Origin of the sequence: Flavobacterium flevense (genome assembly GCF_900142775.1) — a bacterium.
In the GTDB taxonomy this organism is placed as follows: Bacteria; Bacteroidota; Bacteroidia; order Flavobacteriales; family Flavobacteriaceae; genus Flavobacterium; species Flavobacterium flevense.
Genome location: NZ_FRCC01000015.1, coordinates 26,417 through 49,441, shown reverse-complemented (window position 1 = coordinate 49,441; position 23,025 = coordinate 26,417). Strand labels below are relative to the sequence as shown.

Sequence of the window (23,025 nt, the reverse complement as noted above, 5' to 3'; positions counted from 1 at the left end):
CACACAGATGACACTGATTTTAACGGGTTTTAATACCTCTTTATAAATCACAATCTGCGATAATCCGTTAAAATCAGTGTCATCTGTGGACTGTTTTTTTATTTAGTCAACTTAGCGGATAGTCATGTAATTTATAATATAAGGCTTTGATTGTTCTTTTTGAATAAGATCAAAATTAATATTTGGTTTGGTACTAAGTTATTTAATTTTTGTATTTCGTTTAGTAAATATTGTTTCAATAAAGATGTAATTATGTTGCAAAGGTTATTATTGGCTAGTAATTTTAAATGTTTTTTATCAGTTTTCAAAATAGAGAAACCTTCAGTTCCTTATCAAGTAAACTTCTGCACTTGCACGGCAGAGCGGTTGAGTTTAAATTTTTTATATATTAATCAACTTCTTTTGATATGTCTTTTCTTGTAATTATTTTCTCTTTGGCTTCAAACACAGCATCATAGTTAAAGTTCTTTTCAAAAGGTAAAGGTGCGTTTGTTTTTTCTCGCCAATCTTCTAATTTTTTGTAAAGTTCTTTTATCTTTTCAGGATGCTTTTCAGCTATGTTGTTGGTTTCTCCTAAATCTGTTTTCAAATTGTAAAGTTCAAAAGCTTCATCTTCAAAATAATGATGTAGTTTCCAGTCTCCGGAAATGATGACAGAACCAGGTCTGGTTCTAAATAAAGGGTCTCTACTGTCATCTTCCTCTTTTTTATAGGCTTCAAGATATATAGGAAAGTGAAAAAACAAGTCTCTTTCTATTAGAGTTTGATCGGATAAAATAGTGTTTAAATCTATTCCGTCTAATAATTTAGCTGATCTCTTGGGTTTAGCAATGGTTTGTATAGTAGGATAGAAGTCAATATTGGATACCGGCTGTGCTATTCTCGTATTGGTTTGTAAATGGTTTGGCCATTTTATAATTAAAGGGACGCGGATACCACCTTCGTAGTAAGAACCTTTCCCTGCTCTAAGTGGATCTTGATGCGATATAGCTCTTATACCTCCATTGTCTGAAGTAAATATAATAATTGTATTTTTTTCTAATCCAGTTTCTTTTATTACTTCCAATAAACGTCCTATATTTTCATCCATAGAGGCTATCATGGCAGCATAATCAGGTCTTTCTTGTCCGTTGCTGCCTTTTTTCTTTTTGAATTTTTCAATAAACGATTCTTTACCCATTATTGGTGAGTGAACTGTGTAGTAAGGTAGGTACAAGAAGAATGTGGAGTCTTTATATTTTTTAACAAATGAAATAGCTTCATTTGTTAGTCTATCGGTTAAATACTCGCCTTTCGGACCATCAATAATGTTATCTATTTTATATGGTGAAAAATAACCCTTGCTTCCAGGGTTTCCTTTGCTGCTACCGCCAATATTTACATCAATACCTTGTTCGGTAGGGTTATTACCTACGTGCCATTTACCAAAACTACCAGTTATATACCCTGCAGACTTTAGCATTTGTGGCAGTGTGTAAACAGTATTGGTTAAATGATCTGTGTTTTTTATAGGTATAAGTTTTCTGGTTTTAGGGTTTCCTCTATCAGAAGAACCAACGGTATAAATTCCATGTCGTGGCGTATTTAGTCCAGAAATCAAGCAAGCCCTGCTTGGAGCACAATTGGCCGCTCCAGCATAAGCGTTGGTAAATATCATACCTTCAGTTGCCAGTTTGTCTAAGTTTGGGGTTTCGTAATAAGTGCTTCCCATAAAGCCCAAATCTTTCCAGCCCAAATCATCTACATTTATTAGTACGATGTTTGGTTTTTGGGTAATGTTTGTTTTTTGTGCGTTTTGTGATTTACATGCATTAACTGAAAACGCAAGAAAAATTGTTACGATTAAGGTTGTTTTTCTTCTCATAATACTTTCTTTTTTTTTCCTAAGTGGGGTTGCGCGCATCATAACCCCATGGTTATGTTATTTTTAAACATCTAGTTCTCTGTACAAAACTTTGACAAAATCAGGCATTTAACTTGCTAGGTTATGTTGTTTTCCTAAGTTGACTTCTAAATCAAAACAACATTTTTTCCTGTTTCAAAATTCTAATATTAACTCCATCTACTTTGTTTTTATTTGTTATTTTGAGGTAATTCAAAACGGTGTGAAAACATATCAATGCTCAATACAGGGATGTTATTGACTAAGCCTTTATTTGTTTCATGTAGTATTTTGATAATAAAAGACATCCAGATACCATCTTTAAATTGTCAGCCTTTACCAGTTATTGAGGGAAAGGTTGAGAGGTTGGTGAGTCTTTTGCAGTAGATAGCCCACCGTTGTCTGATGTGAAAATAATAAGAGTGTTTTCGTAAAGCCTAAGTTCTTTTAATTTATTTATAACCTTCCCTACATTTTCGTCTAGACTTTGTACTCTACCAGTATACGTTGCATGAGCTTGAACTTTACGGTCTTTAAACAACTTGTTTTTTTAGTTGTCCTCAATCCATTTAGGATTTTTGAGTTATACACTTATATAATTATGCAAATAGCTTATTATTATGTCTTTACTGTAATTTAGTCTCGTATAAAGGTTAATCTCTATAGAAGTTTGGTAATTAAACACAATATAAAGTTTTAATTGATTTATCAAATAATAACTAAGCGTATAACTCAAATAATTTAATAATTGGAAACGTTGGTTCTTTTTAAGTCATTTTTATCAGTTACAGGTTCGATAACAAAACTATATGAATAATTTTTTGCTGGTATTCTAAATTGCTCGTGAGGCAAAGCGTGTTGTGACCAACTATCATCACCTCCAACACCCATTTGCTTGTAATCTACATTTACGGTTATAAAATCACGTGGTTTTAGGTCATATGTATGTACAGCAACATCAATGTCTTCGGTTGTATAAGGCCACGCACTTATACTTAAATTGTCTGATACTCCAGATATTTTTAAGCCTTTACCACTTGCATTGGTTAATGAAAACCATCTTACTTCAGTTTTGTTACTACTTTCCTGTGGGCGTATATAAGCATAATAGTCGTTACTTACCGATTCATTGTAAAGGCTAACATCAGCTCCTAAATGTCTATCTGCATAATTTTCATGAGGTCCTTTTCCGAACCATGTAAGATTATCGAAAGAAGCTGAAGTTTCTAATTGAAGTCCTAATCTAGGTAACATTGGTGCATCTTGGTCACCACTGAAATTATTTTCTACTAAAATGGCTCCATTACCGTTTACAGTGTATTTTACAGTCATTTTGGCATTGGTGTCTTCAAACGAAAAAACAGCTATTATTATGGCTTTATTATAGCCTGTTTTATTAATGTCAAATGATTGTAATTTTCGTTCGTTTGTAGCTTTTTTCCAAACGGCTAATTTCTTATCTATTTTTCCTCCTAAACGGTCATTATCAGTGATAGGTCTCCAAAAACATGGGCGTAAGCCATTTTTGATTAGCTCAATTCCTTTAGAATTGTAGCTTTTAAGTAAACCTGTTTGAGAATCAAAAATAATTTTAAAATCTTTTCCCGTAATGGTTTGATTGTTTACGATAATTGTATTAGAGTTAGCTTTTGAATTTTTAAATGGCTTGTATGTATTCAATTTGATTTGTTCCCAAGCTATTTCATGACCTTTATTAGCCCATTTTAAGTCTGATTTTAATACGAAAGCAATGCGTACAAAATATTCTGCTCCAGTTTTTAAATTCGGGTTTTTAAAAGGGATGCTAATTGTTGTTGATTTATTAGGAGCAAGTTCAATTGGATTTAATGTTCCTTTTTGTATGTTTTTGCCATCTTCTTGGAGTTCCCAATTAATGTCGAATTCAGAAAGATTGCTAAAATCATGACGATTAACGATTGTTATTTCTTTATTATCAATGTTTGAAGCTTTTATATCAATTGGTTGGAATATTTTTTTACATTCCCAAAGAGCTGGTTTTGGTGTTGTTGCAGGGTCTACAATTCCGTTCAAACAGAAGTTTGATGAGTTTCTAACATTGTGATCCCCCATGTCACCTCCGTAAGCATAATATTCGATACCATCTTTATTTTTTTGAACTAATCCTTGATCCTTCCAGTCCCAGATAAAACCACCAATCATTTGTTTGTTTGCTCTGATAGCATCCCAAAATTCAAATAAGTTTCCTGTTGAATTTCCCATAGAGTGCGCATATTCGCACCATAATATTGGTCGGTTTTCGATACCTGATTTAGCCACCCGTACCATATATTCTATTGGAGTGTACATACGGCTAACCATATCAACATATTCAGGGTCTCTTAGGATTCTATCTTCTATTTTTTCTTTTCCTTCAGTAGTTTGCGCTCCTTCATAATGTACAAAACGAGTTTCGTCATAATTTTTTATCCAATGTGACATAGTTGCATGGTTAAAACCAGAACCTGACTCGTTACCTAGAGACCAAAAAATAATTGAAGGGTGGTTTTTATCTCTTTCTACCATACGAACAGCACGTTCTAAAAATGCACTAGCCCAAGTAACATCATTGCTTAATCTACCACCAACACCGTGTGTTTCAAGATTAGCTTCATCAATAATATACATACCATATTCGTCGCAAAGCTCAAGCCATCTCTCATTGTTAGGATAATGAGAAGTCCTTACGGCATTAATATTGAAACGTTTCATAGTTAAGATATCTTTTATCATTGATTCTTCACTGATGATTTTACCATTAACAGGGTCATGGTCATGTCTATTCACTCCATAAAGAAGGATTGATTCTCCATTTACAAGTAATTCTCCATTTACAATTTCAACTTTTCTAAAACCAATTTTAGTGCTTCTGCTCTCTACAATGTTACCTTTTTCATCTTTTAAATCAAAAACTAGTGTGTATAAATTAGGTTGTTCAGCATTCCATTTTTTTGGATTTTTAATGGTAGCCTGCATCATGGCAAAGTCATTCTCACCTCGTTGAGGATATTTTTCTTCGTAGATTTTTTTTGCTTCTATTCTAGGTGAATCAGAAAGAAGATTGGTATTGTTTTGATCATAAAGTTGCATACCTAGTGTATAACCTTCTAGTGAGGCTCCATCAAAAACTTTCATTTTAGGTCTTACTTTTAAAAATGCATCTTTATAGTTTTTATCAAGGTCGGTTTGAACAAAAAAATCATATAATTGTACTTTAGGAGCAGCGGTTAAATAAACGTTACGTTGGATACCACTTAAGCGCCAGTGATCTTGATCTTCAAGATATGAACCGTCGCTCCATCTGTAAACTTTTACTGCTAAATCGTTCTTGCCTTTTTTTAGAAAAGGAGTGATGTCAAAATGTGTTGGGAGTGCACTATCTTCACTAAATCCTAACATTTTACCGTTAATCCATACGTAATAAGCAGAACTTACCCCGCCAAAAGTCAAGGTGATTTGCATATTTTTCCAGTTATCAGGGATTTCAAAAGAGGTTCTGTATGCGCCTGTTGGGTTATCATCTTTTGGGGTAAATGGAGGTTCGATAGGATTCCAAGTGTATCCAGCACTTGTGTATAACGCTGTTCCATAGCCAAGTAATTCCCAATTTGATGGAACAGGTATAGTTTTCCAATTGGAATCATTAAAGTTGGTTTCTTGGAAATTATTTGGTATTCCTTCAGGAGTAGGTGACCAATAAAATTTCCAATTTCCGTTTAAAAGTTTATATCTTTTTGATGTTTCTTTTTTGTTTTCTAATGCTGATGTTTGGGTAGGAAAAGAAAAAGAAGTTGCTCTGGCAGGTAATCGGTTTATTCCTGAAACTTGAGGATCTTCCCAAGGTCTAACTTCATCGGTTGAATTCTTATGGACTTGTGAAAATCCTTGAATTGCTAATAAAAATGTGATAATAAAAATACCAGTGGTTTTCATGCTTTTGATTTAAAAAATTAAAAGATAAAATTAGGTTGATATGTAGCTGTTTTATGGGCTTTGTTGTTACAAAATTTGGGTATTAATGTTGTAAAACAATGAGTTTTTTATTTAGAAAATCCATTTTCACTATACTTTTTAATGTATTCTGTAGGACTCATGCCATATTCTTTATGAAAACATTTACCAAAATACTTTTGATTGTTAAAACCAGTCATATAAGCAATTTCAGAAATATACAAATCACTTTTTTTGAGAAGCTGCGCCGCACGTTTTAATCGTATGGTTTTAATAAAATTTACTGGTGTATCATTAATAATTGCCTGAAGTTTGCGATATAAATTAGCGCGACTCATACCTATTTCAGAAGCTAAATATTCCACACTTAAGAGGTTATCATCCATTGAGTTTTCAATAATTTGTATAAGTCTCTTTATGAATTTTTCATCATTTGAATCAATATTGATTTCCGAAGGTTCGGCTGTAATAACTTTACTGTAACGTTCTTTGAGTTCGGTTTGTTTTGTTAAAGTATTTTTAACTTTCCATTTTACAAATTCCAAACTAAACGGTTTTTCAATATAATCATCAGATCCAAGACTTAGACATTCAATTTTTGTTTCATCTGAGTTTTTTGCTGTAAGCATAAAAATTGGAATATTGGATATCTCGGGATTGTTTTTTATGCGCTTAAGCATAGATATTCCATCTTCAATAGGCATTAAAATATCACTTATTATTAAAAGAGGCTTTTCTTTTAAAATAATCTGATAGCCTTCTTCACCATTTTCAGCTTCCATTATGATGAATTCTTCGCTTAATTCTTCTTTAATCATTGTTCTTAATTCTAAATTATCTTCTACTATTAACACCTTTTGTTTATTATTATTTTTTTGGATAATCTTTTGGTTGTTAAAGTCAGTGGTTACTTCGTCGATAACTTTAAATTCGGAGTTTTCAATAAAACTCCTTTTTAATGGCATACTATTTTTTATTCTTTCGTCTTTGGTATATTGTTCTTTGTTTATAGGTAAATAAAAAGTAAACTCTGTAAAAATGTTTTCTTCACTATCAACTGTTATTATTCCATAATGTTTCTCAATTAGTTTATGAACCAGTTCCATTCCGATTCCAGTACCGGGTATTTGATTGCTATGTGATTTTGTAGATTGGTAGTAGCGGTCAAATATAAAAGGTAAATCTTTTTTGGGAATACCTATGCCGTTGTCTTTGACACTGCATTTGATATAGGTGTTTTTTTCAAGATCTAAGTCTGTATTAGAATTGGTATCCTTTTTTTTAATAAGTTCAAGTTTTACAGATATTTCGTCGTTTTCCTTGGTGTATTTGAAAGCATTTGATAAAATATTGAATAAAGTTTTTTCCAAAATATCAACATCAAACCAACCTGTAATTTTGTCTTCTTCAGAAATGAAATCGTATTTGATTTTGTATATTCGGGCAAAATCATTAAAACTATCCTTAATAATACTAACATCTTTTACAATATCATTTTTAGAAACGCATAATTTGTATTGTCCAACATCAAATTTTCGAATATCCATTATTTGATTGATAAGCCTGTGCATTCTTAAACTATTGTTATATATTCTTTGGGCTGTTAGCGGACTTAATATAAATTTTTTTTCTTTCACAACTTTCTCTATTGTTCCTAAAATCAATGAAAGAGGAGTACGTAATTCATGTGAAATATCCGTGAAGAAGACCATTTTCATCATGTTGTGTTCGTTATCTTTTTCTCTACTGATGGTTTCTTTAACTAGATTTTTTTTAAGTTGATACCATCTTCGAACGAGTTTTGAACTTATGAAAATAATAATAGCTATTAATAGCCAATAGCAAAAAATGGCCCAAGGACTTTTCCAAAAAGGAGGTTTTATAACAAATTTAAGTGTTGTTGGAGTTTTATTCCATACACCATCACTGTTAGAACTTTTAACTTTAAAAGTATAGGTGCCTGGAGGTAAATTATTGTAGTTTGCATTTCTGTTTGAAGCATTGGTGTAGACCCAGTAATCATTTAGACCCTCAAGCATATATGCGTATTGGTTTTTACTTGGAGTTGTAAGATCTAATGAAGAAAAATTAAATACAATATTATTTTGATCATATGGGAGAGTTATAACCGAGGAGGGGTTAGAGTTTAATTTAATTAAATTATTTTGCGTAGTATCATCATTTTTTATAGTTTCTCCCAGAATTGAAAAATTAGTAATGACTGTTGAAGGGGGTAATTTTTTTTGAATAAAGTTTGAAATATGTACACTGTAAAAACCTTCACTACAACCAAAATAAAGGATGTCTTTGTTTTTATTTGAGCTACTTGAATTGAATGCAAATTCACTTTCTTCTATGCCGTCTTCTTGTCTAAAAGGAATAAATTTTTTATTGGCTACATCAAAATAGACTAAGCCATCTTTTGTGCTCAACCAGATATTACCTTTGCTGTCTTCTTGAATATCCGAAATTGAAGTATCTAAGTAGGAGTTATTTGAAGAATTGAAATGTGCGAAATTGTTAGTAGTTTTTAGATACTTGTTTAAGCCTCCTCCACGTGTTCCTATCCAAATGTTTTTTTTACTGTCTTCAAAAATACTTAGAATACCATTGGATGTTAATCCTTCTCTTTCTGAGGCTAAGAATTCTTTAATAGTTTCTTTATTGAAATCTAGTTCAAATAATCCTTCTCCTCTTGTTCCTACCCATAATTTGTTGTCAGAAGTTAGTAATAATACAGATATATGGGTGTTTTTAAGTTTTGAAATTGCTTGTTTTTTGAATTCAGATATTTCATTTTTTTTGTTAATTATTTTAATTCCTTTTCCCCAAATACCAATACAAATTTCATTGCTGTTAATTACTGCAATATCAGAGATACGTCCTTCGTAAGAGGCTAATTTTGTTGTGTTTAGTTTTGATTTGTTAGGTGTGTATTCATCAGTTTCATACAAAGTTCCTCCATTAGCTATAAAAAGTTTGTTTTTTTCATAATTAAAAGCAATTTTTACGACACCACTTAATGGAATTTGTATTTTTTTGTATTCTTTGCTTTTAGGATTGTAGTTATATATGCCATTTTCAGAAGCAACTAAAACGGTATTTGAATTATATGAAATTATCGTGTTTGATTCAATATTTTTTAAGTTGTTATTGGTTGTAATTTTGTTGAATTCAAAAACAGAAGTTCTTCCAAGCTTTTTGTTTATCCCTTTTGAAGTGCTTATCCATAAATTATTATAAGAATCAAAAAGGACTGAACTTATTTGGTCATTTTTCAATTCTCCTTTTGACTTTCCTTGTGAATATATTGAAAAAGTATAGGAATTATTTTTTCTAGTTGCTTTAATTAAGCCTTGAGAAGATCCTATCCAAAGTGTTTCATTATAAGGATTTTTTACCATGTTATTTAATAATCCTACTTCGGAAAAAGGATTCATAATATCAAGATATTGTTCTAGTATTTCAAGTGAATAATTACTTTTATTATAACTTAAAACATAAAGGTCTTTATTAGTGATAGCAATAAACTGATTATTTCCAAATGATTTAACTGCTTTGATATTTTTTTTAAAATCAGTAGGCATGAATTTATTATTATTTATAACATAAAGTCCATTAGGAGTACCTATCCAATATCGGTTAAAATTATCTTCAATAAAAGTATTTATTTGTTTATTAATTTTTATTATTTTATAGTTATCAAGAGGTAAGTCAATTTCTTTTTTGTCTTTATTAGGTTTGATTGATAGCAGCCCTATGTTTTTAGAGTTTACCCAGATATTGCTGTTTGAAGTCTTTTTAAAAACAGTGAAGGTGTTGTTTTTATAAAAACCTTTAAATTTATTTTCTTTTCTATTATAATGAATTAAGTAACTTTCACTACCAATCCATAAGTTTTTGTCAGCATCTTCAATTATAGAATTTATTGTGTTGTTAGGTAAAGAATGAGATACAAAAACATTATTTTGATAGCCAACTAGACTATTTCCATCATATTTGTATAGGCCAGTATTTGTTCCAATCCACAAATAACCAATGCTGTCTTCAAATAATATATTTACTTTTTTATTAAATGGAATTCCCTGAATATTTAATTCATGAAAATATGCATTTTTTGATTGAGCATTAGTAAAGTTAAATATTAATATACAAAACAAAGGGGAAAAATATTTGATAAATAAATTATAATATTTTATTTTCATAAGGTTTCAAATTATTTTTAGTGTAGTAAATATACAATATGAGTGTTAATTCATATAAGACGGAAAATATCAGCAATATCTCGTTTTTTATTGTTTTTGCCTTATGTATTTGGATAAAATATGTTGAATTATAGGATATGAAATGTTGCGTTTGAAAGAAAAAAATTTCAAAAAATAAAATTGCAACATTCAAAGGTGTTAAATGAGAATTAAATTGTTTTTATTATAAATAATTTTGTTTTAATCAAATAGGTTGAGAAACGTTTTTGAAAAAAAAAATAATCATAAATAAAATAAAAACATTTAAAGTTATATGATAATTAATAAAAAAGGTTACAGAAATGTTGGTTTAGCGTTAGTTTTATCTTTGTTTTTTTATGGATTTATCAAAAATACTAATTCTATTGTAGATGATGTATCAAGTGTAAATAGTAAGAATAAGCCCAATATCATTTATATATTAGCCGATGATTTAGGATATGGAGATGTTAGTGTTTATGGGCAAACTAAATTTAAAACGCCTAATATTGACAGATTAGCATCACAAGGGATGCTGTTTATGCAACACTATTCAGGAAGTACTGTCTGTGCTCCATCAAGATCTGCTTTACTCACGGGAATGCACACAGGGCATACTGTTGTTAGAGGGAATAAGGAAATTATGCCTGAAGGGCAGTACCCTATTCCAGATAATACATACACATTGGCGGAGGCTATGAAAAAAGCGGGTTATATCACAGGTGCTTTTGGAAAATGGGGATTAGGATTTCCCGGATCCGAAGGTGATCCTATAAAACAAGGTTTTGATGTTTTCTTTGGTTATAATTGTCAACGTTTAGGACATAATTATTATCCTAATCATTTATGGTCTAATAAGGATTCTATAGTATTGAAAGGTAATTTGAATGGGAAAAGGGATGTTTATGCTCCTAGTTTAATTCATGATAAAACTCTTCAGTTTATTGAACAAAATAAAGATAAGTCTTTCTTTGCTTATGTGGCATCAATTATACCTCATGCTGAATTGGCAGCTCCTGAAGGGTTAATTGAAAAATATAGAAACAAATATTTACCTGAAAAATCATTTAAAGGAGAAGATGGTCAAAATTATGGGAATGGGGCATATGCATCTCAAAAAGAAACACATGCAGCATTTGCAGCCATGGTACATTTATTGGATCAACAAGTAGGAGAAATAATGAAGAAGGTTGATGAGCTGGGAATCGCTGATAATACTATAATTATATTTACTTCAGACAACGGGCCACATACTGAAGGAGGGGCAGATCCTAACTTTTTTAATAGTAATGGTCCATTTAAAGGAACGAAAAGAGATTTATATGAGGGAGGTATAAGGGTACCTATGATAGTTAAGTGGTCAGGGAAAATTAAAGAAGGAAGTACCTCAAATCATGTGTCGGCTTTTTGGGATATTTTTCCAACTTTCTGTGATATTATAGGAGCTGAAAAACCAAATAATTTAGATGGAATTTCTTTTTTACCAGAATTATTAGGAAAAAAAGAAGATCAAAAAAAACATGAATATTTATATTGGGAGTTTCATGAAAAAGGAGGTCGTCAGGCTGTTAGAAAAGGAAACTGGAAGGCAGTTAAGTATAATGTACTTAAAAATCCCAAAGCACCATTGGAACTTTATAATCTAACAAAGGATCCAGGTGAAAAAAATAATGTTGCAAAGCAAAATCCTAAGATTGTAGCTCAAATGGAACGTATTTTAAAAGAAGCAAGGACTCCTTCTAATGTATTTACATTTAGTCAAAACACCTATTTAGGAACTGATTGATATTAATAAAATTCTATAATTAAATTTTTAAAATAAAGTATTATATGAAAAGAAATTCATTTGAAACGATAAGTTGTTTATTAGTGTTTTTAGTTTTTTTTACAAATTGTAGTAGGAATGGCTCAGACGGGAGTGAAGAAGTTGGACAACCAACTCCAATTCCTACTCCTAATAAAACAGTTCATAGTGTTATAAGTTTTAATAATCCGGGAAAATTAATTGATGTGTTTTTTTATGACATCAAACAAGCAACTAAAAATCTAAATAACGCATCAGAAGCAAATGAAATTTTTAATATAGATGATAATAATGGCTTAAGAGTTCCTATAAGGGGTGAAAATAATCTTCCTGCTCATCCAAGTGCAGGTGTTGTTGTTGAAGATATGTATAATGATGTCTTAACAACAATAAGTTTAGCCAAACAGGCTAGGGGAACTAAAGAACTTAAAATTTTTGCCAGTAAAAAATTAGACGGACAAACATCTTTTCCGTCTTGGGTAAAAGATGCAAATGGTATTATTCCAGCAAAGTATGCAATTCTTATAGCCGATTTTATTCAGTTTATGAAATCTAAAGGAGTTCAAATAGATTATTTAGGTATTGATAATGAGTTTGTTTATAACGAAGGCAATATTACACCTCAAAAATATGCTCAAACTATAGCAGCATTACGAATTTTAGCCATTGAGAAGGGTTTTGCTATGCCTGTTTTAGTTGGTTATGAGGATTATGGACCAAATAAAAATAATTGGGTTAAAAATTTAATTGATAATGGTTGGGGAGATACAATGGACATATATGGGACTCATTATTACCCGCAATTTCGTCCGAAAGACAAATTGCTTGTTGATTTAGCTTTTATAGGTAATAGACCTTTTTGGTCCACCGAACCCCATTGGGATGCCAAAGCTGAAGTAGATGATTTTAGTGAAGCTGAAGAAGGAATTCTTGCATTATGGGATCAGATAGATATAGGTATGTCTGGTTTTATGTGGTGGTCATATTCGATTGGAGAAAACTTAAGAGGAAAATTAATGCGTGCTGTTTCTGTTCCTTTATTAGGTGCAAGACCTATAAAAGTAACTGATATTGATGGGGAAAGTATCACTACTTTAGGTAAGTTACAAACTAGGGCTTTTATTGAAAACAAAACGATAACTGTATATGCCGTTAATATGAATGAAACAGTTCGTAATGATTATACTTTTAAACTAGAATCTACGAGTATTGAAGGGAAAGTTGATGCATTGCAATGGACTGCTACTACTCCTATAGCAGGGCAACAAACTTCTGTGAATTCAGAAGGTACTGATAAAAATATATTTTCATTAACCTTACCTAAAAGATCTATAACAAGATTTACATTTACTATTAAATAATTAAAAGGTCGATTAACACTTCAAAAAATACCAGCTAATGAATTTTTTAAGAAACAGTTTTGTTTTATTTTTTACCCTGTTTTGTTTTCATGTATTTGCGCAGAATGAAGAGGCAATTATCTCAATAAATACAAAAAAAGGTCATCCAATAAAAGTGGGATCCAGTGGTTTTAATGTACGTATAGCTGACAGAATTTGGAGTTATATGCATCCAGATTTTAGGCAAGCAGTACACGAGCTAAAGCCTGGTTGGTTGCGATATTTTTCTGGAACGATGGGAGACGCTTTTAGTAGTGCTACAGGACTGTATGATATTGATTATGCGATGATGTTTGATCATTCAAAAGAATATTTAAAAGGCTATAGATTTACCAAGATTAAAGGACCACACCGTATATTGGACTTGTATCAGCTTTTAGGAGAAATTAATGGTAAATTAATAGTTACCATTAATGGTTTTACTGAAACACCCCAAATGACAAGAGAGTTAGCAAGGTTTTGTAAAAATAACAATATAGAAGTTGCAACATGGCAGTTTTGTAACGAACCTTATTTTTATGTGCCTCACAGGGAACGTTACTGGTGGAATAACGGATACGATTATGCCGCAAAAATGAAACCGCATGCAGATGCAATTAAAGAAGTATTTCCAGATGCTTATCTTGCATTAAATAATAGTTGGGATGGTATTTGGGGCTTCATGAAAGAAATCAACCAATACCAAAAAGAGAAGGGTGCTTATTGGAATGTGTTTTCAAAACATTCCTATGCGCCACATACTGGCAAAACAGAATCCTTGGATGATGCTTATAAAAGAGGAAATACTAAACTTTTAGAAGCAACATCGGACGAAGCCATGAATGAAATTGAAGATTATACATGGGAAGGAGTACCGATGGTTATAACTGAATTTGGAGTTTGGAATAAGTCTTTGAATGGTATTTATTCAAGTATTTACAACATAGAGTACGTGATGAGGCAATTAGAGCATAAGAACACTTGGTATGTGGGTGCTCATGAGATAAGTAGCAAGTATTCTCCAAAGGAAAACATTAACAGTCTAATTGAAAAAGCTTTTAAAGAAGGTAAAAAACTTCAAACAGAAAGAATAGCTACAGGAATTAATAGACAACTAGAAGGAAAAGCCTATGAAATTTTCCATGAGGTTACTAATAATTCAAATTTTGTTTTTGATATTCATGTAGCTGCGAATGATTTGAAAGTTCCAAGTTTAACGACAACTATGGAAACGGGGTATTATGCTCAAGCTTATCGCGGTATAAATGGCTATGATTATTTGGTTTTTGCAAACCGAAGCGGGAAATCTAAAGATTTTAAAATAGCAATGAATGATGAGTTCTTAAATCAGAATGTTCAAATAAAATATATTGCGGCAGCAAATTTAGAAATTCAGAATACTGATATAAAAGAAGCTCTTTTTAAATCGGGCAAAATTAATATTCCTCCATATAGTTTGACTGTTGCAAAATGGAAATCTAGAATAGTTACAAAGCCATTACAGCCTACTATTTATAAAGCAGAAGTGTTTGATTCTGGAATAAAATTAACCTGGGGAAGAATTGAGAACATAAAGAGTTATAAGGTTTTTTATGGTAATAGTCCGAACAATTTATCTAATGAAATTCAGATTACAGATATTACTAAAACAAATATTTTAATAGAAAAGTTGCAACATGAAAAAAACTACTATTTTAAGATGTTAGCCGAAAATAGCAAAGGTGTGAGTGAGTTTTCAAATATGGTTTTTTTTAAAAATAGTATTCCTGAAGTTCCTGAAATTTTCAAAACATCCAGAAGAGATAATACTGCTACCATTTTTTGGAAAAGTGTTTCAAGTGCCGATGGTTACAAGTTAAAATACATTAATACACAAACCAATAAAGTAAAGGTAGTTGATGCTAATAATGTTTATGGATTTAGAGTAGAAGACTTGATGTTTGATGTACCTTATCAATTTTCAGTAGCTGCATATAATGGTCTAGGTTTAGGAGAGTTTTCAAAACCTGAAACATTAATGCTTTCAAGAAAAGTACCATTAAGTCCCAGAAATGTCTCAGCTATTCGAAATTTGGATGGAAGTGTTTCAGTCAAGTGGATCGAACAGGATTCTATAATTCCAGAAACCACATATAACGTTTATAGAGGAGAAGTGCTTCATGAGTATAAAAAAATAGCATCTGGGATAAAAACACCTTTTTATAAAGATGAAACACCTGAAAAACATAAAACGTATTTTTATACAGTAAAAGCAGAAACTACTGCTGGTGAAAGTAATTTTTATCCCAATACTGCAACTTTATTAAATTTAGATGCTAAATATTCAATAGAAATTACAAATGTTGAAAAACAAAAAGAAGGCTACCTGTTTAAAGTCGCTTTTAAAAATATCCTGTTGGATGGCGAGTATTCTTATGGTGTTAAAATTGAAAATATATCTTATCTAACAGTGGAAGAGCAATTGGTAAAAGGAAAAAACATGTCTGCGGGCTCAGGAACTTTTCAGGTTTTTGTGCCTTATACGGAATTGGCAAAACAATCAAAATTTGCTATTAAAGCCTATATCAATAACAATGGTAAGAGTTTGTTTAGTAAAGAGTCCAATACATCAATAACAACAGATTAATAATTTGTTTTAAAAAAAAAATAATATGAAAATGTTGATTTTTACAATCATTTTAAGAATAACTTTTTTTTCAAACTAGTATGACGAAAACAACCTGTCCTGTCGTTATATACATATCTAGTTTATAAGGGTTCGGCAGACCTGAGGAGGTTTGGAACGAACAGGAGCAAGATTTTTTTTTTACTCACGTCATCCTGTTTGCGAATGTGAGCTTTTGCCAGCATTGGCAATTTGTATAGAGATATCTAAAGATTGAATCAGTTGGCAATATAAAGTATATATAAAAGTTGAGTTAATTGGTGAGAAACCTGAAAGTTCTGATATTTATGAGCTTCAGATATTGTTAGAGATTGAGATACTTATCATATGTTCTAACCTATAAAAAAGGAGGTGTTTTACTTTAAATTATGCAACCATTGAAGAATTTAACAATCAAATTAATTACAAAAATGTAGCTTAAACCTATTATGTAGTTTTTATTTGCATATCCACGCTTAAACGTATTATTTTTTAGCCAAATTTACAAAGCCCCCGTTTTTGACTCGTTTTGAGCAATTTCGGGGTTTGTTTTTTCTAAATAAAACACCTACTCTTTAATAAAAAAGTTTTTAGTGCCTACCCAACTTTCACTTTTGAACATATTATAAATAAAGATGTTTTTTAATCAACAATTTTGTTTATTCTTAATGATTTTAAACCATTGTACAGATATATTACATTATGATGCTTATACCTCGTTTTTTTGTTTCATTATTTTGCTATAGTAATTAAAATTTTAAAGCAATGAAAAGAATAGAATCTCTTTTGTTATTTGTTTTTGCAATCAATGTTGTAGGTTGTAAACAAAAAGACAATACGGTATTTAATAATGATACTCAGAATAAGCAAGGTTCAATAGAACTTGTAACAAATCTAAAATCGGATGATTTTAAACTCAAAATCGATGGTAAAAATACAGATTTGTATGTTTTAAAAAATAAGAACGGTATTGTAGCTTCCTTTACAAACTATGGGCAAAGATTAATATCGTTAATGATACCTGATAGAAATGGAAATTTTGCTGATGTTGTTTTAGGATTTAAAGATATTAATACATATAAATCTGCTAGAGAAAAATATTTTGGAGCAACTATTGGAAGATATGGAAATAGGATCGCTGAGGGTAAATTCTCTATCGATGATAAAGTATATCAGTTAACAACAAATAATAAAAAAAATCATTTGCATGGTGGCAATAAAGGATTCAATAATTGTGTATGGGAAGCTCACCAAATAGGGGAAAATGAAATAGAGTTTACAAGGACTTCAGTAGATGGCGAAGAGGGATATCCCGGAAACCTGAAAGTTAAAATTCATTATGTTTTGACAGATGCGAATGAATTAAAAATTGATTACTCTGCAACAACTGATCAAAATACAATTATTAATTTAACACACCATTCTTTCTTTAATTTGGCAGGTGAAGGTAGTGGTACAATCAATGACCATCTTTTAGAAATTAATGCTGATCGTTATACACCAGTAGATGAAGGATTGATACCTACTGGAGAATTAGCATCAGTTATAGGTACTCCATTCGATTTTAGGTCAGTAAAAAAAATTGGTAAAGATTTAGATGTTATAAATGAGCAGTTAGAATTTGGAAAAGGTTATGATCATAATTTTGTGTTGAATAATTCTCTTAAAAATGATGAAGGTTTATGTTTCGCTGCTCGGGTTGAAGAGCCAAAAAGTGGAAGGGTTATGGAAGTTTATACTAATGAACCTGGATTGCAGTTTTATGGAGGAAATTTCTTAGATGGTAAAACTAAAGGTAAAAGTGGTAAGCCTTATATTTATAGAGGTGCATTTTGTTTAGAAACTCAACATTTTCCAGATTCACCTAATCACTCTAATTTTCCTTCTACCTTATTAAAAGTGGGGAAGGTTTATAAGTCTAGCTGTGTCTATAAATTTTCTGTAAATAAATAATTCTTCTAATCTTTAAAGTACAATTTATGTATAAGTTCAATATTTTATAATTTTTTTAAAAAAATAGAAAATAAACATTTGTCCTTGTTTTTTATTTAAAAGTACAGATTACATTTTTGATATACCTGTAATATTGTGTTGTAATTTTTATAAAAACATTTTTTTTTACTAAAAAAAAAGAGATTTTAGTAAAATAACACTAACTAAACCAAAATAATTATGATTAGAAAAAAAATGAATTACAAAGACATAATACTAGTATTAGTTATGTTTTTTGGTATTTTGTCTGTTACAAGTGCACAAAAAATTGATGTAACAGGAAGGGTAACTACTATTAGTGATGGACTAGCTTTGCCTGGTGCAAGTATTTTAGTTGTTGGAACTACAAATGGAACTCAAACAGATATTGATGGTAAGTACGTAATAAAAAATGTACCAATTAATGCTGTGTTGATGGTGAGTTATATTGGGGTAAAAAGTAAAAGTGTAAAAGTGGACGGAAAAAGCACTATAAATTTTGCTATGCAATCTGATACAGAAAATTTAGACGAAGTAGTGGTAGTAGGATACGGTTCGTCTAGAAAGTCGGAATTGACAGAAGCTGTTAGTACAGTTAAAAATAATGAATTAACAAAATCCACCGGAACATCTATAGAGTCTGCATTACAAGGTCGTGTAAGTGGTGTAAAAGTAACTACTAATGAAGGAGGGCCAGGGGCAGGATTGAAGATTTCTGTTCGAGGAACATCTAGTATTAACGGAACAAATGAACCTTTGTATGTTATTGATGGTGTGCCTATTCAAAAAGATGTAGCTACAGGTGGAGAAGGAGGTATTTATTCATCCTTACCTTCTGATCCAATGTCAGGGATTAATCCAAATGATGTAGAATCTATCGAAATTTTAAAAGATGCTTCAGCTACTGCAATTTATGGGTCTCGCGGAGCAAATGGAGTAGTTTTAATTACAACAAAGCAAGGTAAAGCAGGGAAATTAGCAATTACTTATGATTCTTCTTATGGTACAGAAAGAATTTCAAATAAGTTGGATTTACTGAACGGTAGGGAATATTATCAATATCAGTATTTAAGAAACCCAAATGGATCTTTATTCACAGATGTAAATAATCCTTTTTATGTAGATCCAAACAAAATTGATGAAGCTTCATTAGGAATTGACTGGCAAGATGAAGTTTATAGACAAGCTTTTATGCAAAATCAACAATTTAATTTTAGAGGAGGAAGTGATAAAACAAGCTTTTTTGCTTCTTTAGGTTATTTGAATCAAGAAGGGATTATTGTGGATAATGATTTTGAACGTTACACAGGTTTATTGAATGTTAATGCAAATTCAGATAAATTTAAGCTGACAGGTAGTATGAATTTTTCTCAGAGTAATAGAAAAGGTTCTGTATACGCTTCAGGGGGACCTAATAATGATTTCGCAGGAGTTGTAAGTAAAGTGTTTTTTGCTAGACCTTTGGGAGGTAGAGATGCTTTGAATTCAGATCCAGATTTGTCTACTGGTTCAGATGAAGAGTTGGATTTTCTTACTAATCCATATTTGTATGCTACACAGGTAACAAATGATAATAAACAATCAAGAATTACAGCAAATATAAATACGTTTTATGAATTTGCTAAAAATTTTGAAATGCAAACCCGTATTGGAGGGAGTTTAACCTTTGATGAGAGTAATCGTTATTTTCCAACAACTACTGCTGCAGGAAAGAGATTAAATGGGTATGCACAAATTCTTAGAACAGATTCGAAACAATTTAGTTTTGAACATTTATTTCATTATAAGAATGATTGGGGTAAGCACAATTTGAAAGCAATGGCAGGATATACTATTGAAAAGGGGAGTCGTGATTTTTTGAATATTCAGAATCAAGGTTTTGTATATGATAATACAGGCGTTTTTGATATTGGTGTAGGTACTGATTTAATTGCCCCAATAAATTCTCTTGTAGAGTTTTCTTTAAACTCTTATTTAGGCAGGTTTAATTACAGTTATGATAATAAGTATTTTTTAACTTTTACGGGACGTATAGATGGTTCTTCAAAATTCCCTACAGCTAATAAATATGCTTTCTTTCCTTCAGGTTCATTTGCATGGAATATGCATAAAGAAAAGTTTTTGGAAAATGCTAATTGGATAAATAATTTAAGGGTTCGTTACTCTGTGGGAACTTCTGGTAATCAGGCTATTCCATCTTATGAGTCTCTAGCTCTTTTAAATGATGTTACCTATAGTTTTGGAGGGGGATTACAAACAGGTTTAGTTTTTAGTCAATTAGCAAATGAAAATTTAAAATGGGAAACCAGTATTCAAAATAATTTAGGTTTCGATTTAGGCTTTTTTAAAAATAAAATTAGTTTAAGTATTGATGGATTTATTAAAAGAACACATGATGTATTATTAGCTATTCCTGTTTCAAGCGTTGTAGGTGTAGATGGAAATCCATATCAAAATGCAGGATCAATTGAAAATAAAGGATTGGAGGTTACTTTGACTACTAAAAATTTTAATACTAAAAAGTTTAATTGGACTACTGATTTCAATATCTCAGTTTATAAAAATAAGATTACATCATTAGGAGAAATTGATGAATTCTATGCTGATTTTGGTGGTGGTGAATTTAGTAATCTTATGATTTATCGTAAGGGAGGTGAAATAGGAGAGTTTTTTGGATATAAAACAGATGGTATATTTAAAAACCAAGAAGATTTTGATAATTCACCAAAAGCTAATAATTCTCAGTTAGGAGGGTGGAAAATAAAGGATATTAATGGTGATGGTATAATAGATACTAATGACAGAACCGTTATTGGATCAAATCAACCTAAATATTTTGGTGGACTGACTAATAATTTCCAATTCAATAACTTTGATTTAAGTTTTTTCTTTGCATTTTCAGTCGGTCAAGAAGTATATAACGCAAACCGTTTTGTTTTGGAAAATCCGCAAGATGATAGGAATAAATCTAAAAGTATTTTAGATAATTCTTTTCTGGCTCCAACTTATGATGATGCAGGAAATTTAATCTCAGTAGGAAATCCTGATGGCAATTTACCAGCAATTGGAACAAATGCATTTCTCAGTCCTATAGATGAATATGTAGAAGATGCTTCTTTTTTAAGATTGCAAAATGTGACTATTGGATATACAATTCCTTTAGCTGAAAGGCTTAAAATCTCGAAATTCAGAGTGTACATGAGTGGTAATAACTTATTACTATTTACCAAGTATAAAGGATATGATCCTGATGTGAATACAACCAGAAATAATGGATTGATTAAAGGAGTTGATTTTGGTTCTTATCCAAGAAGTATAAATTTAATGTGGGGACTTAATGTTGCTTTTTAAAAACCAACAATAATTTAAAAATAAGAAAAATGAAAATAATAGGAAAATTTTTAATCACAATATGTATTTTTTTACAATTAGTTTCTTGTGAAAGTTTTTTAGAGGAAAACCCTAAAAGTGCATTGTCACAAAATAATTTTTTTGAATCTAAGAAAGATTTAGAATTAGGAGTTATTGGACTTTATGATATTCTCAATAATCAGGCTATGTATGGATTTAATTTAGGAATACTAGGAGAACTTGGTACAGACACATTTACCACCAATTCTGCAAGTAATGATTTTGAACCTCTTGATAATTATACATTAACTGACACCTATGGATTGGTAGAAGCTACCTGGCAAGCTTCATATAAAGGAATTGCAAGAGTTAATTTCTATATTAAAGGAGTAAAACAATCTGGTCTAGTAGCAAAAGAAATTGAAGATGTTTATTTAGCAGAAGCTTATGCTTTAAGAGCACTTTACTATTTTAATTTAGTTCGTTTATGGGGGGATGTCCCTTTAGAAACAGAACCTGCAGAGGATTTGTCTAAGATATATACTAGAGCACCGATAGAAGATGTTTACAATCAAATTGTAGAGGATTTAGTTTTTGCTAAAGAAAAATTACCAATAAAACAAACACAAACAGGACGTGTTACAGCAGGTGCTGCTCATGGACTTTTGATAAAAGTTTATTTGACAATGGCAGGAGCTCCATTGAACAAAGGTTTAAGTCATTATAACCTAGCATTGGCAGAGGCTAATGAGTTTATTACTCTTTCAGATAATGGAACATATCCTTATAAATTGTTGAGTCAATACAAAAATGTTTTCAGAGAAATTAATGAGAATAATACTGAGATTATCTTCGATGCTCAGTCTCTCGCAGGGGATCAAGAAGGTTCACGATGGGGAAAATGGGGAGGATATGCAGGTCCTTCAAATGATATTGCAAATGCTGGTTTTGGTACTCCTAGAGTGATGCCAAGTTTTTATACGACATATTCTAGTCAGGATATCATTAGACAACGTTGGAATGTTACGGATTCAACCTACAATGCTAATGGGACTTTTAGAACTTATGGTGCTGCAAATGTTCAGAATTATACTATTGCAAAGTTTAGACCAGAACCTAATAGTTTTGATATTAATGGGGTTTATGTAGGTTTTTCTACTCCATTGAATATTCCTATTCTTCGTTTTGATGATGTTTTGTTAATGGCTGCAGAAGCTGAAAATGAAGTAAATGGTCCAACTGTAAAGGCTTATGGGTATTTGAATAGGGTGCGTACAAGAGTTAAATTGACAGCCTACAATGGAACCAATTTTGCAAGTCTATATCCAAATTGGCAGGCTTCTGATGCAGGAATCAATCTTTCAAATCCTAAAGATGCTTTTAAAGAAGCTATTTTTTGGGAGCGTGGATGGGAGCTTTGTTATGAAGGCCATCGAAGATATGATTTGGTACGTTGGGGAAGGTTAATGAGTACAGTTAAGAACGTAGTCAGACCGGATTATGTAGCTAAAAACAATACCTTTAATGTGAACTTAAAAGTTGTTTCTCCTCAAAATATAAGAGATTTCCATGTTCTATTACCTATACCAGCAAAGGAGTTAAGCATAGTTAAAAATCAATTTACTCTAAACATCATAGGGTATAATTAGAAATTTTATTAAAGCAGATGTAAAAACATTATTAAACAAGATATGAGTTTTTAAAATTTTCAACTGTTTAATAATATCTAACCTACAACTTATGCCTTTTTTAGAGACTTAAACTAAATCTTTAAAAAGGGATCAATTAGATTTCAATTTTCA

General features: G+C 31.0%; 10 protein-coding genes. 6 read left to right on the top strand and 4 right to left on the bottom strand.

Annotated features, from left to right (window positions below; genetic code table 11):
• Window positions 1-388: 388 nt before the first annotated feature.
• The 4 genes from BUB89_RS16795 to BUB89_RS16780 all read right to left on the bottom strand — a co-directional run bounded on the left by BUB89_RS16795 (window position 389) and on the right by BUB89_RS16780 (window position 10,056).
• Complete coding sequence (locus tag BUB89_RS16795; RefSeq protein ID WP_200806843.1) at window positions 389-1,906, bottom strand: sulfatase; 1,518 nt, start codon at window positions 1,904-1,906, stop codon at window positions 389-391.
• A gap of 319 nt (window positions 1,907-2,225) precedes the next feature.
• Window positions 2,226-2,423, bottom strand: coding sequence for a sulfatase-like hydrolase/transferase (locus BUB89_RS16790; RefSeq protein ID WP_073247205.1), 198 nt, complete (start codon window positions 2,421-2,423; stop codon window positions 2,226-2,228).
• Window positions 2,424-2,623: 200 nt separating this feature from the next.
• A complete protein-coding gene (locus BUB89_RS16785; RefSeq protein ID WP_073247203.1) occupies window positions 2,624-5,833 on the bottom strand; it encodes a beta-galactosidase, LacZ type in 3,210 nt (1,069 codons plus the stop codon).
• A gap of 107 nt (window positions 5,834-5,940) precedes the next feature.
• Window positions 5,941-10,056, bottom strand: coding sequence for a two-component regulator propeller domain-containing protein (locus BUB89_RS16780; RefSeq protein ID WP_073247201.1), 4,116 nt, complete (start codon window positions 10,054-10,056; stop codon window positions 5,941-5,943).
• 313 nt (window positions 10,057-10,369) lie between these two features.
• On the opposite strand from BUB89_RS16780, the gene BUB89_RS16775 reads away from it, so the two are divergent.
• The 6 genes from BUB89_RS16775 (at window position 10,370) to BUB89_RS16750 (ending at window position 22,872) form a co-directional block, all read left to right on the top strand.
• Window positions 10,370-11,860, top strand: a complete 1,491-nt coding sequence (locus BUB89_RS16775; RefSeq protein WP_083552946.1) for an arylsulfatase — start codon at window positions 10,370-10,372, stop codon at window positions 11,858-11,860.
• Window positions 11,861-11,904: 44 nt separating this feature from the next.
• The gene (locus BUB89_RS16770; RefSeq protein WP_073247199.1) at window positions 11,905-13,239 is read left to right on the top strand and encodes a glycoside hydrolase family 30 protein; all 1,335 of its coding nucleotides are present in this window, start codon (window positions 11,905-11,907) and stop codon (window positions 13,237-13,239) included.
• A 37-nt stretch (window positions 13,240-13,276) separates the two neighbouring features.
• Window positions 13,277-15,883 (top strand): fibronectin type III domain-containing protein, encoded by a 2,607-nt coding sequence (locus BUB89_RS16765; RefSeq protein WP_073247196.1) that lies wholly within the window; start codon window positions 13,277-13,279, stop codon window positions 15,881-15,883.
• Window positions 15,884-16,666: 783 nt separating this feature from the next.
• Window positions 16,667-17,854: an aldose epimerase family protein gene (locus tag BUB89_RS16760; protein WP_073247194.1), complete on the top strand. Its 1,188-nt coding sequence runs from the start codon at window positions 16,667-16,669 to the stop codon at window positions 17,852-17,854.
• 219 nt (window positions 17,855-18,073) lie between these two features.
• Window positions 18,074-21,223 carry a SusC/RagA family TonB-linked outer membrane protein gene (locus tag BUB89_RS16755; protein ID WP_073247192.1) on the top strand — a complete coding sequence of 1,050 codons (3,150 nt, stop codon included), beginning with the start codon at window positions 18,074-18,076 and terminating at the stop codon, window positions 21,221-21,223.
• 29 nt (window positions 21,224-21,252) lie between these two features.
• The gene (locus tag BUB89_RS16750) at window positions 21,253-22,872 is read left to right on the top strand and encodes a RagB/SusD family nutrient uptake outer membrane protein (RefSeq protein WP_073247190.1); all 1,620 of its coding nucleotides are present in this window, start codon (window positions 21,253-21,255) and stop codon (window positions 22,870-22,872) included.
• The last annotated feature ends 153 nt before the right edge of the window (window positions 22,873-23,025 follow it).

Coding starts and splice junctions, on each gene's coding strand:
- BUB89_RS16795 (WP_200806843.1), bottom strand. CDS start 1,906: ATGATGCGCGCAACCCCACTTAGGAAAAAAAAAGAAAGTATTATGAGA.
- BUB89_RS16785 (WP_073247203.1), bottom strand. CDS start 5,833: ATGAAAACCACTGGTATTTTTATTATCACATTTTTATTAGCAATTCAA.
- BUB89_RS16780 (WP_073247201.1), bottom strand. CDS start 10,056: ATGAAAATAAAATATTATAATTTATTTATCAAATATTTTTCCCCTTTG.
- BUB89_RS16775 (WP_083552946.1), top strand. CDS start 10,370: ATGATAATTAATAAAAAAGGTTACAGAAATGTTGGTTTAGCGTTAGTT.
- BUB89_RS16770 (WP_073247199.1), top strand. CDS start 11,905: ATGAAAAGAAATTCATTTGAAACGATAAGTTGTTTATTAGTGTTTTTA.
- BUB89_RS16765 (WP_073247196.1), top strand. CDS start 13,277: ATGAATTTTTTAAGAAACAGTTTTGTTTTATTTTTTACCCTGTTTTGT.
- BUB89_RS16760 (WP_073247194.1), top strand. CDS start 16,667: ATGAAAAGAATAGAATCTCTTTTGTTATTTGTTTTTGCAATCAATGTT.
- BUB89_RS16755 (WP_073247192.1), top strand. CDS start 18,074: ATGATTAGAAAAAAAATGAATTACAAAGACATAATACTAGTATTAGTT.
- BUB89_RS16750 (WP_073247190.1), top strand. CDS start 21,253: ATGAAAATAATAGGAAAATTTTTAATCACAATATGTATTTTTTTACAA.